General features: G+C 60.6%; 17 protein-coding genes. 10 read left to right on the top strand and 7 right to left on the bottom strand.

Annotation, left to right across the window (positions count from 1 at the left end; genetic code table 11):
* Positions 1-25 precede the first annotated feature (25 nt).
* The 9 genes from GNP00_RS03785 to hpaR all read left to right on the top strand — a co-directional run bounded on the left by GNP00_RS03785 (position 26) and on the right by hpaR (position 7,702).
* Positions 26-526 carry a thiamine pyrophosphate-binding protein gene (locus tag GNP00_RS03785; protein ID WP_157038019.1) on the top strand — a complete coding sequence of 167 codons (501 nt, stop codon included), beginning with the start codon at positions 26-28 and terminating at the stop codon, positions 524-526.
* A gap of 1 nt (position 527) precedes the next feature.
* Positions 528-1,097 carry a thiamine pyrophosphate-dependent enzyme gene (locus GNP00_RS03780; RefSeq protein ID WP_011580146.1) on the top strand — a complete coding sequence of 190 codons (570 nt, stop codon included), beginning with the start codon at positions 528-530 and terminating at the stop codon, positions 1,095-1,097.
* A 12-nt stretch (positions 1,098-1,109) separates the two neighbouring features.
* On the top strand, positions 1,110-2,612 hold the full coding sequence (locus tag GNP00_RS03775; protein ID WP_011580147.1) for an aldehyde dehydrogenase: 1,503 nt from the start codon (positions 1,110-1,112) through the stop codon (positions 2,610-2,612).
* Positions 2,613-2,615: 3 nt separating this feature from the next.
* Positions 2,616-3,182 carry a carboxymuconolactone decarboxylase family protein gene (locus GNP00_RS03770; RefSeq protein WP_011580148.1) on the top strand — a complete coding sequence of 189 codons (567 nt, stop codon included), beginning with the start codon at positions 2,616-2,618 and terminating at the stop codon, positions 3,180-3,182.
* Between the two features lie 251 nt (positions 3,183-3,433).
* Positions 3,434-4,420, top strand: a complete 987-nt coding sequence (locus GNP00_RS03765; RefSeq protein ID WP_011580149.1) for an ABC transporter substrate-binding protein — start codon at positions 3,434-3,436, stop codon at positions 4,418-4,420.
* Positions 4,421-4,496: 76 nt separating this feature from the next.
* Positions 4,497-5,306: an ABC transporter ATP-binding protein gene (locus GNP00_RS03760; protein ID WP_011580150.1), complete on the top strand. Its 810-nt coding sequence runs from the start codon at positions 4,497-4,499 to the stop codon at positions 5,304-5,306.
* Positions 5,307-5,366: 60 nt separating this feature from the next.
* Positions 5,367-6,143, top strand: a complete 777-nt coding sequence (locus GNP00_RS03755; RefSeq protein WP_011580151.1) for an ABC transporter permease — start codon at positions 5,367-5,369, stop codon at positions 6,141-6,143.
* An 8-nt stretch (positions 6,144-6,151) separates the two neighbouring features.
* Positions 6,152-6,985, top strand: coding sequence for an ABC transporter permease (locus GNP00_RS03750; protein ID WP_011580152.1), 834 nt, complete (start codon positions 6,152-6,154; stop codon positions 6,983-6,985).
* Positions 6,986-7,147: 162 nt separating this feature from the next.
* Positions 7,148-7,702 carry a homoprotocatechuate degradation operon regulator HpaR gene (hpaR, locus tag GNP00_RS03745; protein WP_011580153.1) on the top strand — a complete coding sequence of 185 codons (555 nt, stop codon included), beginning with the start codon at positions 7,148-7,150 and terminating at the stop codon, positions 7,700-7,702.
* A gap of 138 nt (positions 7,703-7,840) precedes the next feature.
* Here hpaR and GNP00_RS23550 read toward each other — a convergent pair whose 3' ends face one another.
* On the bottom strand, positions 7,841-7,963 hold the full coding sequence (locus GNP00_RS23550; RefSeq protein WP_281352113.1) for a hypothetical protein: 123 nt from the start codon (positions 7,961-7,963) through the stop codon (positions 7,841-7,843).
* Between GNP00_RS23550 and GNP00_RS03740 the strand changes: the two genes are divergently transcribed.
* Entirely contained in the window at positions 7,962-8,720 is a 759-nt protein-coding gene (locus tag GNP00_RS03740; RefSeq protein WP_281354943.1) for a siderophore-interacting protein, read from the top strand. The two genes, GNP00_RS23550 and GNP00_RS03740, sit on opposite strands and share 2 nt — an antisense overlap.
* Positions 8,721-8,815: 95 nt before the next feature.
* Here GNP00_RS03740 and GNP00_RS03735 read toward each other — a convergent pair whose 3' ends face one another.
* From GNP00_RS03735 to GNP00_RS03710, 6 genes are all read right to left on the bottom strand, one after another.
* Positions 8,816-9,826, bottom strand: a complete 1,011-nt coding sequence (locus GNP00_RS03735) for a substrate-binding domain-containing protein (RefSeq protein WP_011580155.1) — start codon at positions 9,824-9,826, stop codon at positions 8,816-8,818.
* A 567-nt stretch (positions 9,827-10,393) separates the two neighbouring features.
* Positions 10,394-11,527, bottom strand: a complete 1,134-nt coding sequence (locus GNP00_RS03730; RefSeq protein ID WP_011580156.1) for an FAD-dependent monooxygenase — start codon at positions 11,525-11,527, stop codon at positions 10,394-10,396.
* A 37-nt stretch (positions 11,528-11,564) separates the two neighbouring features.
* Entirely contained in the window at positions 11,565-12,377 is an 813-nt protein-coding gene (locus tag GNP00_RS03725; RefSeq protein WP_207634017.1) for an ABC transporter permease, read from the bottom strand.
* 90 nt (positions 12,378-12,467) lie between these two features.
* On the bottom strand, positions 12,468-13,427 hold the full coding sequence (locus GNP00_RS03720; protein ID WP_246259210.1) for an ABC transporter substrate-binding protein: 960 nt from the start codon (positions 13,425-13,427) through the stop codon (positions 12,468-12,470).
* Positions 13,428-13,483: 56 nt separating this feature from the next.
* Entirely contained in the window at positions 13,484-14,260 is a 777-nt protein-coding gene (locus GNP00_RS03715) for an ABC transporter ATP-binding protein (protein WP_041544513.1), read from the bottom strand.
* Positions 14,250-14,549, bottom strand: a complete 300-nt coding sequence (locus GNP00_RS03710; RefSeq protein ID WP_011580160.1) for a hypothetical protein — start codon at positions 14,547-14,549, stop codon at positions 14,250-14,252. Before GNP00_RS03710 ends, GNP00_RS03715 begins: the two co-directional genes overlap by 11 nt.
* Between the last annotated feature and the right edge of the window lie 72 nt (positions 14,550-14,621).

The raw sequence follows: 14,621 nt of genomic DNA, 5'->3' as shown, positions 1-14,621 counted from the left end.
CGACGGGAGAACTGTGAGGCAGCAGATGAACCTAACCGGGAAAGCCATAATCGAAGCCGTTCTGGAGGCGGGTATCAGAACCGTGCTCTCGGTACCCGATATCTCGACCAGCGATGGACTCCTGTTTCCGATAGCGGCCAATTCCCGCTTCCGCCTGGTGCGCGTTTGCAAGGAGGACGAGGCCATAGGAATAGCGGCTGGGATGTCCTATGCGGGGGAGCGGGCTCTCATCCTTATACAGCACACCGGCTTTCTCGATTCCATCAACGCCGTGCGCGCGGTAGCGGTCGAATACGAGCTTCCGATCTGCATGATGATCGGCCTTCTGAACAAGGAGCCGGAACTGCCTTCACGGCAGTCGTCTGTCTACGGCGTGCGCATCATGGAGCCGATCCTCCGGGAGATGGGCATTGTGCACGACACGCTGAACTCTGATGCGGATGTTGCGCGTGTGGCGCCCACCCTGCGGGCCGCCTATGCGCAATCCCATCCCGTAGCCATCATGACCGGCAGGAGCCCTTCCTGAGATGATGAAACGTGATCAGGTCCTCAAAATCCTCGCGCGTCATCTCGATCGGGAGATCGTCATCGGCGCATACAGCACCGCCTTCGATTGGATCGCCACGCGTCCGGGCCATCCTCTGAATTTCACGTCCGTCGGTGCGATGGGCCTCGCCTCCTCGCATGGCCTCGGCTTTGCCATCGCGTGCCCAGACCGGAAGGTCATCGTTCTTGACGGTGACGGCAGCCTGCTCATGAACCTCGGAAGCCTGGTGACGATCGCCGCCGCGGCACCGGCCAACCTCCTGCACTTCGTTTTCGAGAACGGCACATACGAAGCCAATGGCGGCCATCCCATTCCAGGTCAGGGCCGCGTGGATTTCGCGGGCATGGCGCGCTCTGCAGGCTACGCCGCCGTCTACCGCTTCGAGGATCTCGGCACTTTCGAGACCGGAATAAAAGAGGTTTTGCAACAACCGGGTCCAGTCTTCGCCGACCTCAAGGTCGTACCGGGCGCGGACAGCCCGCGCGATTATGCGGAACTCTACGATCCGGGAAAGCGCGACGCTCTGCGCGCCGAGTTGCGGCGCGGTTAGGGAGAAGAGCCAATGGAATTACAGGATTATGCGCAGCATATCGGCGGCGAAGCCGTGGCGGCGGCGGACGGCGAAACCTACATTACGCACAATCCCGCCAACGGCAGGCCCTGGGGTCGCTTTCCAGCCGGCAAGTCCGCCGACGTGGCGCGGGCCGTCGCGGCGGCGATGGAAGCGCTTCGAGGGTCGTGGGGCAGCATGGCGCCAACGAGGCGGGGTCGTCTTCTGATCGAATGGGCGCGCGCCATCAGTGTCAACGCCGAAAAGATCGCAAGGCTCGAAACGGCGCAGAACGGCAAGATCTTCCGTGATTGCCTCAACCAGGCCCGGGACTTGGAAAACTGGCTCTATTATTACGGTGGACAGGCAGACAAGATCGAGGGAACCGTCGTGCCTCTGCTGCGGCAGTCCATCCTCAACTACACGCTGCGCGAGCCGCTTGGTGTCATCGGCATCATCACTCCGTGGAATTCCCCGGCTTCGCTGACTATGTCGTCGGCCGCCCCGGCTCTCGCGGCGGGCAACGCGATCGTGATCAAGCCAAGTGAGGTGACGCCGGCGTCGATCCTGGAGATTGCGCGGCTCGCGGAAGAGGCCGGTATCCCGAAGGGCGTCATCAATGTGGTGACGGGTGGCCGGAATGCCGGTGAGGCGCTCGTCGATCATCCGGACATCGCGAAAATCGCTTTCACCGGCAGTGTCGAGGCGGGGCGCGCGATCGCTGAACGGGCAGGCAAGCGCTTGATCGGTTGCACGCTGGAGCTCGGCGGCAAGAGTCCGAACATTGTCTTTCCCGATGCCGATCTCGCGCGAGCCGAAGCGGGCGTGCTCGGCGGCATCTTCGCATCCACCGGGCAGACCTGCGTGGCCGGCTCGCGCGCCTATGTCCACGAGAGCCTGTTCGACAGCTTCGTGGAAAGACTTGCAACGCGCGCTCGGCAAATCGTTCTTGGGGACCCAATGGATCCGCGGACCCAGATGGGGCCTGTCTCGACCGAGCTCCAGCTTCAGAAGGATGAGCGCCTGGTCGCAGAAGCGTTGAGCGAGGGAGCGGTGAAGATTGCCGGAGGCGAACGGGTTTCGCCCCCCGGCTGCGAAGATGGCTATTTTTATGCGCCGACGGTGCTCACCAAACTGAATCCCGCGGCTTCTATCCTGAAGACGGAAGTCTTCGGTCCGGTGCTGTCGGTGCTGCCCTTCAAGTCGGAGGATGACGTCGTGGCGATGGCAAACGACAGCCCGTTCGGGCTTGCCGCCGGATTCTGGACCCGGGACTTCGCTCGCGCACACCGACTGGCGAGGCGGCTCGAGGCGGGCACGGTGTGGATCAACATGTATCGCGCCTTCGCTTTCAACTCCCCGATGAATGGGCATAAGCAGAGTGGCATCGGCTGGCAAAACGGCTCGGAAGCGATCTTCCAATACCTCAAGACCAAGAGCGTCTGGTGCGAAACCGATGAAGACTATGGCGACATGTTCGCCCGCGCTCAACCCGCCAGCACCGGAAGGGAGTGAGCCGTGAGCAAGAGACTGCCGCATCTGACCATTGCCGAGATGAGCGACGAACAGAAGCGCATCTACGACCGCATGGCTGCTGGCCGCGCGCGCGGCGTCGCCGGACCGCTGATGGCATATCTGCGCAATCCGGAGCTCGCAGAGATCGCACTGCAGCTAAGCGAGTTCTGCCGCAAGAGGACGAGCCTGCCGATGCGGCTTTCCGAACTGGCGATATTGATTACGGTTGCGGAATGGAGGTCCGGTTTCCAGTGGCACGGGCACGAGAAGCTGGCGCTTGAATCCGGCATCGACCAGGCGGTGATCGATGCCATCCGCCGTGGTGTCGAACCCGCGTTCGCGAAGGCAGACGAAGCGGCCCTCTACCGGTTCGTCACCGAACTGTTGCGGGAGAAATCGACCTCGGACCGAACCTTCAAGAACGTCTCAGAGTACCTGGATCGCCGGGCACTTGTCGAATTAATCAGCATACTGGGTTATTACATCATGGGAGCAATGGAGGTGAGGGCCTTTGCCGAAAAGCCGGGCGGCAAGGCTGACCCCTTTTGCCTGTTGCAAGGTGAGGTTTGAAAGCAACTGCCCTGTATGCCGGCAGGGCATGGGAGGAATGCATACTATATATTAGACGTATGGCAAACGTCCCCTTAGCGTCGCAAGCAAGGAGATGTCCGCCTCAGACCAAGTCGCGTCGACTTGAGAGGGACATGCGGGGAGAGCCAGTGAAGGGGCGGGGGAGGCCGCCCGGCCAGTACATCGGCAGACTTCTCATCGGCTCGCAGTGAAGATCGGGTTTCATTTTCGAATCCAAGGGAGGGATCAGAATGCCTGAAGCTATTGAGATCAGATGTTTGAGAGCGGGGCTGAGGAGCGCCGCGATTGCCGCGGTCACTCTGGCGATGACTACGGTCGCCCAGGCCGAGACCACGGTGCGGGTCGGCAAAGTCGGTACTGACTTTACCTTCTATCCGGCCGATTTCGGCATGGAGAATGGGATTTTTCAGAAGCACGGCATCGAGCTGGATATCTACGAGATCGGCGGCGCCCAGATCGTTCAGACGATGGTCACGGGCAACGCGGATATCGGTCTGATGGGCGGCACGCAGCTGGCCTACATTGCCAATGGCGTGCCGATCAGCGCCGTCGGCGCGCTCTCCAACTCGCCCTATGGCTTCGTTCTGATTGCGCCCAGCGCCAGCGACGTTCATTCGGCTGCGGATCTGAAGGGTGGGACCATCTCGATCTCGCGTCCGAAATCCCTGACCGAATGGGTGGCGAGCAATGTTGCCATCAGTCAAGGCTGGCCGGTATCCGATCTGAGCTTCGTCGGTGTCGGCGGCGACGCCGAGCGTGTTGCGGCAACGGTGACCGGAGAGGCGGACGCAGCTCTCGTCAGCATCGAGGTTGCGCGACCGCTGGTGGAGAAGGGCGATATGAGGATCGTCGCCTCGTTCGGCGAACTGATCCCGGACTTTCACAACCAGATCATCTTCGCGGCAAACGACTTTATCGAGAAGCAGCCCGAGGCGTTGCGAAGTTTCCTTACTGCTTGGTACGAAACCGTTCAGTATATGAGGGACCACCGCGACGAGGTTGTCTCAGCCTATGCCAAAGACATGCAGATCAGCGAAGAGGACGCAGCGTATGTCTATGACGCGCTCATGGCGACCGACTACATGTCGCTGGATGGCCGCTTCAATGAAACCGCCATCAAGCTGATGGACGAGATGTTCGTCCAATACGGCCAGACGGAGAAGCCCTTTCCGAGCGATCAGTACACCAACGAGCAATATCTCCCAAACGCGATGTAGACTGCACGCACGTCGGGGTGAGGGCGCGGGCGCCCCTTGGTCCGCCCGCGCAAGCTTCGCGCAGAGAGGATGCATTATGGATTGCACATCGGCACGGCCCTCCATCCAGGCACTGGATGTCTCAAAGCACTTCGGAACGCCGGGCGACAAGATCTACGTCCAGGCGCTGCTGAAAACCTCTATTGAGATCAGGGCGGGCGAGCTCGTCTGTTTCATCGGGCCGAGCGGCTGCGGCAAGAGCACGATGCTGAACATAATCGGCGGTCTCCTGACGCCTTCAAGCGGCAGCGTCAGCGTAATGGGCGGGCCGATCAACGGCCCGTCACCGCGGCAGATCGCTTATGTCTTCCAGGAGAACGCCTTGTTTCCCTGGTATAATGTCATCGACAACATCAAGCTGGGAATGGAATTTCAGGGGGTTGATCGCGCCGAGCGTGAGGACCGCGCCCACGAGGCGCTGAAGGCGGTGGGTCTGCCGAATTTCGCACACCATTTCCCCGGCCAGTTGTCAGGCGGTATGAAGCAGCGCGTGGCTCTTGCCCGTGCGCTCAGCCTCGATACCGATGTGATCCTCATGGACGAGCCCTTTGGCGCTCTCGACGAGCAGACGCGCATGGTGCTGGGTGAGGACCTCTCCGTCCTCCTGTCGCAGACCGGCAAGACCATTGTCTTTGTCACCCATAGCCTTGGTGAAGCGGTTTTCCTTTCAGACCGCGTTGCTGTCTTTTCTGCCCGTCCGGGCCGTATCAAGAAGATGATCAATGTCGACGAAGCCCACCCGCGTTCTCCCGATTTCATGACCTCGGACAAGTTCGGCGATCTGCGCAACGAATTGTACCGGCAGTTGCACGATGAGATCCGAAAGACGGTCGAGCAGGTAGCCTAGTAAAGATCGTTCGTTTCTAAGACGGGCAGCGGGCTCATTCTCCTGAGGAGCGTACAGCCGATGGCAAGGCAGACAAATGGATCGGCGGTTGCGAGAAATCGCCCTGCGACGGTGGTCCAAATCGGGTTTCTGGTGGCGCTTCTGGCGCTCTGGTTCTTCGCTACCGAGTTCGGCGGCGTCAGTCGGTTCCTATTGCCAAGTCCTGTCTCAGTGGCCGACTCGCTGGTGCAGATGATCGCCGACGGCACGATCGCCGGAGAACTTGCGGTGACGCTGTACGAGGTATTCTCCGCGTTCGGCCTGTCTGCCGTTGTCGGCTTGGGGATCGGGTTCTTCGTTGCCCGTTCGGCCTATTTGGTCGAGGTGTTCACGCCGGTCTTCTCTGCGTTATTTGCCGTACCTGTGATCCTCCTGCTGCCATTGTTCGTGCTGCTCCTTGGTTTGGGTCCCGAATCCAAGATCGCTGCAGGGATCGCAAGCTGCTTCTTTCCGATAGTTCTCAGCGCCATTGTGGGGTTCGGCAAGATCGATCGAATCTACATGCTGGCGGCGCGGTCGATGGGTGCCTCGCACTGGCAGTTATTTGCCAGGATCATGATGCCGGCCGCACTTCCCGCCATCCTTTCCGGCCTGAGGCTCGGCTTCGTTATCTCATTCCTGTCGGTGCTCGGCGCCGAAACCATTGCTGCACGCTCCGGGCTGGGGCGCGCGATCGTCGAAGCATCCGAAAACCTGAGGATCGACAAGATGTTCGCCCTGATCGTGGTTGTCGTGTTCCTTGCGTTCCTGCTCAACCTGCTGGTCTCCTATGTGGAGCGCCGCGGCCGTTGGGAGTGAGGTCCGATATGACGGTGTTGGAAAAGGGAGCGCGCACCAATATGGCTGCATCCGTGCAGAGCGAGGAGGCTGGTCTTCGCCACCTGTGGTCGAAATTCGTTTCGAGTCCCGGTGCGCTGCGTTTGGCTCTTGTGATCGGCTTTTTCGCCGCCTGGGAAATTTACGCCAGTTTCTTCGCCAATCCGCGGTTCCTGCCCCCCATCTCGGAGGTGGTTCTCTCCCTGCCGAAGTTCTTCCAGATCAGAAATATGACCTTGGCGCTCGGCATCACCGCCTTCGAAGTCGCGGTTGCTTTCGTGATGGCCGTTGCCATTGGTGTGGCGGTCGGTATCGCGCTTGGCTTCAGTCGGGTCCTGAACCAGACGTTCATGCCCATCGTTCTTTTGATCTACGCCACGCCGAACGCCGTCTTTCTGCCGTTGTTCATGCTGCTCTTCGGCCTAGGCGTCACGTCTAAGATCGCCTACGGATTTGCGCATGGGGTGTTTCCGATCATCATCACCGTTGCGGCGGGAGTCGCCAACCTGAAGCCGGTACTGCTCGCCAGTGCGCGTTCGATGGGAGCGAGCCGTTATCAGATCCTGCGGCATGTGATCTTCCCGCACATGCTGCCGAACTTCTTCGCCGCGATGCGCCTCGGCATGGCGACGACCCTGCTCGGCGTTATCCTGTCGGAGCTTTTCGTCTCTCAAGCCGGAATAGGCCATTTTGCGCGGCTATTTTCGATGACGTTCCAGACGGTGAACCTGTACGCGCTCATCCTGCTGGTCACGACCATCGCGATTATCATCAACGAGATCCTGAGACGCCAAGAGGCACGACTGAGCAAGTGGCGCGACTGATCGCCGATCGATTTGGCCGTTTGGGTATCAAAAGGATTTCTGTTCCTTCCGACAGTGCATGAAGAATGGTGGGACGATCGTCCCGCAACGAGACTTCGGTTGTCTTGACGTCCAGTGATGGTAACAGTTCCATTACGAAGAGGGACAGGAGACAATCAGAACATGTCATCACCGGCCGACGAGAGCGCCTCAAGGAGCCGGGTAAAGCTGCGCGGGTTCAAACGCTCGCTGCCGATGGCGCTGCTGCGCGCTCGGGAGGCCGTCATGCGGCAGTTCCGTCCCTCTCTGCGCCAGCACGGCATCACCGAGCAGCAATGGCGTATTCTGCGCGCGCTTTCCGCGACCGACAAAATGGAAGTACTGGAGCTCGCCTCTGTAACCTTTCTGCTCGCGCCATCGGTATCGCGCATCCTGAAGGACCTCGAGGAAAGAGGTCTCGTCGTTCGGAGATCCTCAGCCGCCGATCTCCGGCGCGGCCTCATCTCGCTGTCGCCGCGGGGACAGCAGTTGATAGACAAGGCCGGTGAACGCTCCGAAATCATCTATGCCGAGATCACCCGCCGGTTCGGTCAGGAGCGTCTGCAGATGCTATATACCTTGCTGAGCGAGCTCGAGGCCGAACTGGCGGAGCTTGAGGAGCTACCGGATCTTGGACTCAAGGATCTACCCATTGCCGATACGGGGCAACGGCGGCGCGGTCGGCCGAAGGGAAGCTAACGTGTGAAACGCCGTCCTTGAAAGGCTCGATATCGCCAATCGGATCTTGGTTGAGGCACTAGCTGTCTCTTGACGCGCGAAAAGAACTTAATATGTTATGTTCTTGCGCTTTAAGCTGCGTGAACTTATCTTCAACGCTCATCTGGCGCCCGATTTGCCGGCGGCTTCCATCTTCAGGGGATAGTGCCGTTCTTCATAGTCGATCTCCTGAGGCAGTTCGCCCTGATTTCCGTTCCTCCACCAGCCCGTGGCTTTTGACATGAACCCATCCGACACTGGTCCGAAGAGACCGCCGCCACGCCGGGCCGAGGTTCTGGGCCTTGATCAGGTATCACCGAGAATGGTGCGGGTTACCTTCAGCGGAGAAGGCCTCCGTGGCTTCGGCCAGCCTGTACCCAGTGCTCATATCAAGATCTTTTTCCCTGAAGGAAATTGGACGCCGCATTCAGATGCGCCGCGACCGCCATCGAGGACCTACACACCACTTGCCTTCGACCCCGCCAAGAATGAGCTTGAGGTCGAATTCGTGCTGCATGGCGCCGGCCTTGCCGCGGACTGGGTGCGCCGCGCCCGCCGCGGCGACGTGGTCTATATCGGCGGGCCGCGGGGAGGATTCCAGCCCGCGCACGATCTTCGGGAGATCGTCATTCTGTGCGACGACACCGCGCTTCCGGCCGCCACCATGATCGTTCGCGCACTGTCGACGCGCTGCAATGTCAAGCTAGTGGCGGAGGTAGGCGGAGAGGACGAGGCGCGCGACATCGACAGACTGCCCGCCAGCCGGATCGAATGGCTGGTTCGGGACGACCGCCAGCCCTGCGGGACACTGGTCCGGCGTCTCGCCGACCTGACGGCCGCCGACGACGCATTCTGGTGGGTGGCCTGCGAGGCAAAGGCGATGCGAAAAATGCGCAGTATCCTGCTGGAGCGAGGAAATATTGCGAAGGAACGCCTGATCACGCGCGGCTATTGGCAGGCGGGCGAGACCAACCACCCGGACCACGATTACGGGGTTTGACTGCTGAGGAGCGCCTCCGTCGCCGCGGACGGTGGCTGTTCAGTTCGCAGTTGGTATGAAAAGGGCCGGCGCTTCGCACCGGCCTTTCCGGGCTTTCAGGTCTTCGGATCCATAAGAGTGTTTGCCGGGAAGAGTTCTTCAATCGTCACCGGGCGCACTGCCATGTGCTGCTCCATCGAGTAGCGGATCGCGGCTTCGAGCGTGGGCCGGCTCTTCTCGACACCGTAGGGGAAGATATCCTCGCCCATCACCTCCTGCGCCGACAAAGTGGAGCTGACGATCCACGGATGGCCAATTTTGAGGGCGGCGGTCTCCAGCATTTCCTGCTGGCTGATGCGCTTCGCCTCCGAAAAGGCGAGATAGAGGTTGAGAGCGAGCCAGGGGTGCTTTTCGTAGATCTCACGCCGCAATCCGAGCGGATGCATGATCGGAAAAATCCCAGTCTTACGATAGTAGTTCTTCTCGACAGTTTCGAAATCCTCGAAGAGGCGCCGGATCGGGGTCTCGCCGTCGCGATAGCTGCGCGGGGTTCGTGGACCGATGAAGGCATCGAGTTCTCCGTCCTCGAGCATCTGGTTGATGGTTTGCCCCTCGCCGAGGAAGTGCAGCGGAAAGCCTTCGGGCAGATTGTTCGGCCACTTGTCCTTGCGGCCAGCATCGCTCATGCCGCCCTGGTACCAGCTGATGTCTTCGACCTGCACGCCATATTCGTCGGATAGAAAACCGCGCGACCAGACAGCGGCCGTGATCTGATATTCCGGCACGCCAATCTTCTTGCCCTTCAAATCCTCCGGTTTCTCAATGCCGCGGTCCGTGCGGATGTAGATGCCGGATGCGCGGAAGGACCGCGACAGGAATACCGGGATGCCCACATAAGGACTGAGCCCCCCCACCTGGCCGTCGCCGCGCGATGTGGCGATGACATAGCCGGAAAGGCCGATCTCGGTGACATCGAAATCCTGATGATACCAGGCCCTGTGAAAGCACTCCTCCGGCGGCACGGTGATGAAGTTGATTTCGCAGCCTTCCACTTTGACACGACCATCCATGATCGGACGCACTCTGTCATAGTCCCAGGTGGCGACGGTTAGCTCGAGTTTTGCCATTGAAAGCCCTTGTTTGCTTTGGTTGAACCGCGGTGACCGTCAGCTTAAGCGTTGACGGCAGTTTTGCTGGCCCAGGTGATCTGGCGATATTGGGCCGCGATAGACTCGAGCTTCACGCGTGGAATCACGTCGCCAATCCTTCGGGGCTCGCTCATGCAGGAACAGAGCTGCAGCGAGGCCGCCGATCCCACCACCCGCGATGATCACTTTCATTGATGTCTCCCGATAGAAGACGCCGGCGATCCTGGAAAAAATACTAATTAGATAATATGTTATCTACATGCGCTCTGTCAATTGACGTCTATCCGGGATGTTGCCTCATTTGGGGGTAGACGGCGGCACGGTCGGCGCCTTGGCCACGGAGGCCGATGCTGATCCACCCCGGTTGAACGTGTCCACTTAGGAGGCTGCCCGGAGAACGTCTACGCCCTCGCGCCGCTCGATCTTTCATCTTGCGCGGTGTGCCGTGAGCACCTTCGTCATTCCGTGGCACGAACGCGCCTACCGGTCAGATCTGACGCCAAAAAAAGCCCGGTTGTCGACCGGGCCTTTCTTGTCAACTCTGGATCAAGAGGACGGTATGGCCAGCCTCCAGGCGTCATAACCATAGACCCAGTCAGCGTTGCCCTGGCCCTTGAGCCAGTTGTTCGCCCGAGAGCCTTCCTGGACCTGACTGGTGCGGGGCTTGCGCAACTCCTCATAGGTCTTGAGGCGCAGCGGAATTTCGGCCAGCGCAGCGCCCTGGAGCACGCGCGCGAGGACGATGGCATCCTCGATCGCCATGCAGGCTCCCTGCGCCATGAACGGCACCATCGGATGGGCGGCATCGCCGAGGATCGTTGCTCCGCCACGGCTCCACTGCGCAAACGGCTTGCGCACATAGAGGGCCGACTTGGTAACGCTGGTGCAGGCAGCGAGGATCTTCTGGACCTCGGGGTGGAAATCGGCATAAACGGCGCGCAACTCTTCCACCTCCCCAGGCATCGTCCAGCTCTCGGCCGTCCATTCGGGCTGCGAGGTGGTGGCGAAGACGAAAAGCTCTTCTCCGCGAAGCAAGGGGAAGGTGACGATCTGCATGTCAGGCGTCGGGCCCCACCATTTGGTGAAGCAATCGAGATTGGGCACGTCCACATCCTTGCTCTCGATCACCGAGCGGTAGGACACCAGCCCCGTGAACTCGGGCGCGTCGGCGCCGAAAAGGCTCGTGCGCACCGCCGAATGGATGCCGTCGGCACCGATCACCAGATCGAAGCTCTCCGCCTTGCCGTCCGCAAAGGTGACGACGGGCCGCGCGCCGTCCACATTGACGGATTCCGCCTGATGGCCGAGCCGGATGCATGCGGGGTCAATAGCCTCTTCCATCGCCTGCAGCAGGTCGCCGCGATGGATCGTGAGTTGGGGTGCGCCATATTTTTCTTCGGCTGCCACGCTCATGGGCAAGCGCGATGTCTCTTCCCCGGTGTCCCAGGTGCGGCTGATGCGGTAGGCGGGGCGCGCGGCGGTCTTGCGCAGGCGCTCGCCGATCCCCAGCCCGTCCAGCGCCTTCACGGCGTTGGGCGTGAGGTTGACGTCGGCACCGATGCGCAGGAACTTTTCCGCGCGCTCGAAAACCGTCACCCTATGTCCGATTTTGGTCAGCGCCAGCGCCGCGGTCAAACCGCCCACTCCGCCGCCGCAAATGGCAATTTCGAAACGATCCATGTCTTAATCTTGTGTGCTGTCGGCTGCATGCCGGATTTTAGGAAATGTGGGATTTGGGGATGTAGTGCAGCAGCCGTTCCTCGGCCCAGGCCAGGACGCTGTAGAGTGCGATCCCGATGATGGTAAGCAGGATGATGGCATTAAAGACCATCGCCGCATTAGCCTGCCCGCCGCCATAGGCGATCAGGAAGCCCAGCCCCGTGTTGCCGCCCACCAGTTCGCCCACCGTGACCCCGATCACCGCGAGCGTGGAGGAAATCCGCAGCCCCGCCAGAAGGTTGGGGAGGGTGGATGGAAACTGCACCTTGAGGAAAATCTGCCAGCGGCTGAGATTGTAGGCCCTGGCGAGATTGACCATGTCGCGATCCACCGTCTTCATCGCCGCGAGCACATTGACCAGCACGGGGAAGAACACGATCAGCACGGTCACCAGCAGCTTGGGTGTCGCATTGTAACCGAACCACATGATGAACAGCGGCGCGAAGGCGACCTTCGGCGCGATCTGTAGCGCCAGGATATAGGGAGAGAGCACCTTCTCCCAAAAGCGTGATAGGCCCAGCAGATAGCCAATGATCGCTCCGAGCATCCAGCCTATGGCAAAGCCCAGAACCGTATAAAGTGCCGTCGATAAGATATTGGGGATGAGATTTTCGCGCCGGTACATTCGCCCCAGTTCGCCCGCCATATCGCTGATGGTGGGGATGATGAACCGGGGCACGCCGAGGGCGGGCGGCAAGAACTCCCAGATCAGCAGCACGGCCGACAGAATGAGCAGACCGATCAGCACATGAGGCTGGAGCACGGCCGGGCGGGAGGGAGATGCGGGGGCGTTCACCGTGGTGGTACTCATATCTTACGACCATTGGCATGTGTGAGAAGAGGTGCGATACACCACAAAAAGCGCGGCCGGACGAGCCGGCCGGACCACGAAGCCAAGTCTCTATTCGGAGACGACGAACTGGTTGGTATAGACGTCTTGGATCGGCACCGCTGACGTAATGATGTCGTTAGCCAGATAGAAATCCTGGATTTCCAGCAGCTGCCCTTCATTGAAGGCGCCGCGCGGCAGGCCATCCATCTCGACGTAAACGCTTTCCACATAGAAGCGCAGGATGCGCTCGATCTGATCGACGTTTTCGGCGTGCTGATCGATGAAACCGACATATTCCTGCGCGGCCAGGGCCGGGTCGGCGACAATGTCGTCGATCGCGCGCAGCGTCGCACGCACGAAACCAGCCGCCCTTTCGGGATGCTCTGCGATGAACTGGTCGGATGCGATGATCGCCTGCGGCTGGGCAGGGAACAGTTCGCTGACCGGCATCACCGTCAGATCGACGCCTGCGTCCTGAATGCTCACGATCCATTCAGGGACGCCCGACATGGCCTGCACGCTGCCGGCGATCATGGCCTGGATCAGCCCGCCCGAACCCAAAGCCTGGATATCGGCTTCGGGACGGTCGATGCCTTCGCCGGCCAGCACGGCAAGCAAATTATAATAGGCGGTGTCCTGGAAGGTGGTGACGGCGATGGACTGACCTTCCAGATCGGCGACGCTCTCGATGCCGCTGTCGTTGCGCCAGGCGATATGGGTCAGCCCTCTGCCGCCCAGCAGCGCGACCCCGCGCACTTCGAGCCCGTTCGGGCGTACGATCATCGCGGTGTCACCCATGCCGCCGCCCATGTCCACATTGCCCACGGCGACCTGCGTCGCGACGTCGGCGCCGCCCTGGCCGACGCGGAATTCGACGTTCAGACCCTCTTCTTCATAATAGCCTTTGTGATAGGCGAGCTGGAATGGGGCGAAGGCGGGGAGGAAGTCGGGAGCAGGGAACAGATAGGTCAGGTTCTCCTGCGCATGGGCGGCGCTGGCCGAAAGCGCCAGACCACCGGCAAACAGCAACGAGAGTGAGACACGGTTCATTGATGGTCCTTCCTCTGGATTTTGCGTCTGCCCCCTCAGGCAGCCCGCTCATTGAGTTTGAGCAGATTGAAGATCTGCGCGGCATAGCCGTGGACCTGCGGCATCTGCCGCCGGGCCAGAGGCTGTCCTCTGTCGGGAATATCGACGGCAAGCTCGTGGATGATGGTGCCCGGACGCTCGGAGAGCACCAGCACGCGATCGGACATGATGACGGCTTCGGACAGATCGTGGGTGATCAGCAGCGCCGTAATGCCCGCATCCTGAATAGTCTTGGCAAAGCTGTTCTGAATCAAAAGCTTGGTCTGTGCGTCGAGCGCCGAAAACGGCTCGTCGAGCAGGATGATGTCGGGGTCGATGGCGAGTGTGCGGGCCAGCGCCGCGCGCTGGCGCATCCCGCCTGAAAGCTGGTAGGGGTAGTGGTTTTCGAACCCCTTGAGGTGGCAGCGCTCGAGTTCCGCCATGGCGCGCTCGCGCCGCTGCCGGGCCGGAACGCCGCGGGCTTCGAGACCGAACTCGACGTTCTTTATAATAGACCGCCAGGGCAGCAGCAGGTCCTTCTGCAACATGAAACCCACATGCGAGTTGGGGCCGACCACCGTCTCCCCGCTCACGAGGACTTCGCCTTCGGTGGGCTTATAAAGCCCGGCGGTCATGCTCATGATCGTGCTCTTGCCGCATCCTGATGGGCCAACGACCGACACGAACTCTCCTCGGCCGACCGCGAAATTGATGTCCTTGACCGCCGTCAGGACCTCCGTGCCCGAATTTATGTTTCCAAACTGCTTGGCAACCCCGCGAAACTCAAGCGCCATAGCCATTTTCCGCATATGCCCGATCGAGTTCGCCGTGTGTGCTCAGTTCCTGCGCCAGCAAAGCCTCGTCCCAGCCGGTCCGGTGCGAAATCGGCGCCACAATGCGCCGCCGGAACAGTTCCGCGGCAGTCTGGGCGAAACCGGCTTGAGCGGTGGCGATGATGTCTATCATCGCTGAGGTCAGCGCCCGCTCGGCTTCCGAGCGTTCGCGCCCCAAGGACCGGTGCGCCAGTTCCGCCCGCGTGGTGTCCTTGGCTTTGATTGATAATCGGTCCTTGAAAGCGTCCATCGGCTCCCCTCAGGAAGTGTTCAAATATAAACGCAGTGTTCATAATTACGCATCGATGGGTTAGTGTCAAGC

The organism is Chelativorans multitrophicus, assembly GCF_011317445.1.
In the GTDB taxonomy this organism is placed as follows: domain Bacteria; phylum Pseudomonadota; class Alphaproteobacteria; order Rhizobiales; family Rhizobiaceae; genus Chelativorans; species Chelativorans multitrophicus.
Note: the sequence above shows the minus strand (reverse complement) of the source record. Positions and strands in the feature narration are given on the sequence as shown.

Bases quoted from the DNA above. Each gene is read 5' to 3' on its own strand.
- GNP00_RS03755 (WP_011580151.1), top strand. From the start codon at position 5,367: ATGGCAAGGCAGACAAATGGATCGGCGGTTGCGAGAAATCGCCCTGCG.
- GNP00_RS03750 (WP_011580152.1), top strand. From the start codon at position 6,152: ATGACGGTGTTGGAAAAGGGAGCGCGCACCAATATGGCTGCATCCGTG.
- GNP00_RS03730 (WP_011580156.1), bottom strand. From the start codon at position 11,527: ATGGATCGTTTCGAAATTGCCATTTGCGGCGGCGGAGTGGGCGGTTTG.
- GNP00_RS03715 (WP_041544513.1), bottom strand. From the start codon at position 14,260: ATGGCGCTTGAGTTTCGCGGGGTTGCCAAGCAGTTTGGAAACATAAAT.
- GNP00_RS23550 (WP_281352113.1), bottom strand. From the start codon at position 7,963: ATGTCAAAAGCCACGGGCTGGTGGAGGAACGGAAATCAGGGCGAACTG.
- GNP00_RS03775 (WP_011580147.1), top strand. From the start codon at position 1,110: ATGGAATTACAGGATTATGCGCAGCATATCGGCGGCGAAGCCGTGGCG.
- GNP00_RS03785 (WP_157038019.1), top strand. From the start codon at position 26: ATGAACCTAACCGGGAAAGCCATAATCGAAGCCGTTCTGGAGGCGGGT.
- GNP00_RS03735 (WP_011580155.1), bottom strand. From the start codon at position 9,826: ATGGCAAAACTCGAGCTAACCGTCGCCACCTGGGACTATGACAGAGTG.
- GNP00_RS03710 (WP_011580160.1), bottom strand. From the start codon at position 14,549: ATGGACGCTTTCAAGGACCGATTATCAATCAAAGCCAAGGACACCACG.
- GNP00_RS03725 (WP_207634017.1), bottom strand. From the start codon at position 12,377: ATGAGTACCACCACGGTGAACGCCCCCGCATCTCCCTCCCGCCCGGCC.
- GNP00_RS03740 (WP_281354943.1), top strand. From the start codon at position 7,962: ATGAACCCATCCGACACTGGTCCGAAGAGACCGCCGCCACGCCGGGCC.
- GNP00_RS03780 (WP_011580146.1), top strand. From the start codon at position 528: ATGATGAAACGTGATCAGGTCCTCAAAATCCTCGCGCGTCATCTCGAT.
- hpaR (WP_011580153.1), top strand. From the start codon at position 7,148: ATGTCATCACCGGCCGACGAGAGCGCCTCAAGGAGCCGGGTAAAGCTG.
- GNP00_RS03760 (WP_011580150.1), top strand. From the start codon at position 4,497: ATGGATTGCACATCGGCACGGCCCTCCATCCAGGCACTGGATGTCTCA.
- GNP00_RS03765 (WP_011580149.1), top strand. From the start codon at position 3,434: ATGCCTGAAGCTATTGAGATCAGATGTTTGAGAGCGGGGCTGAGGAGC.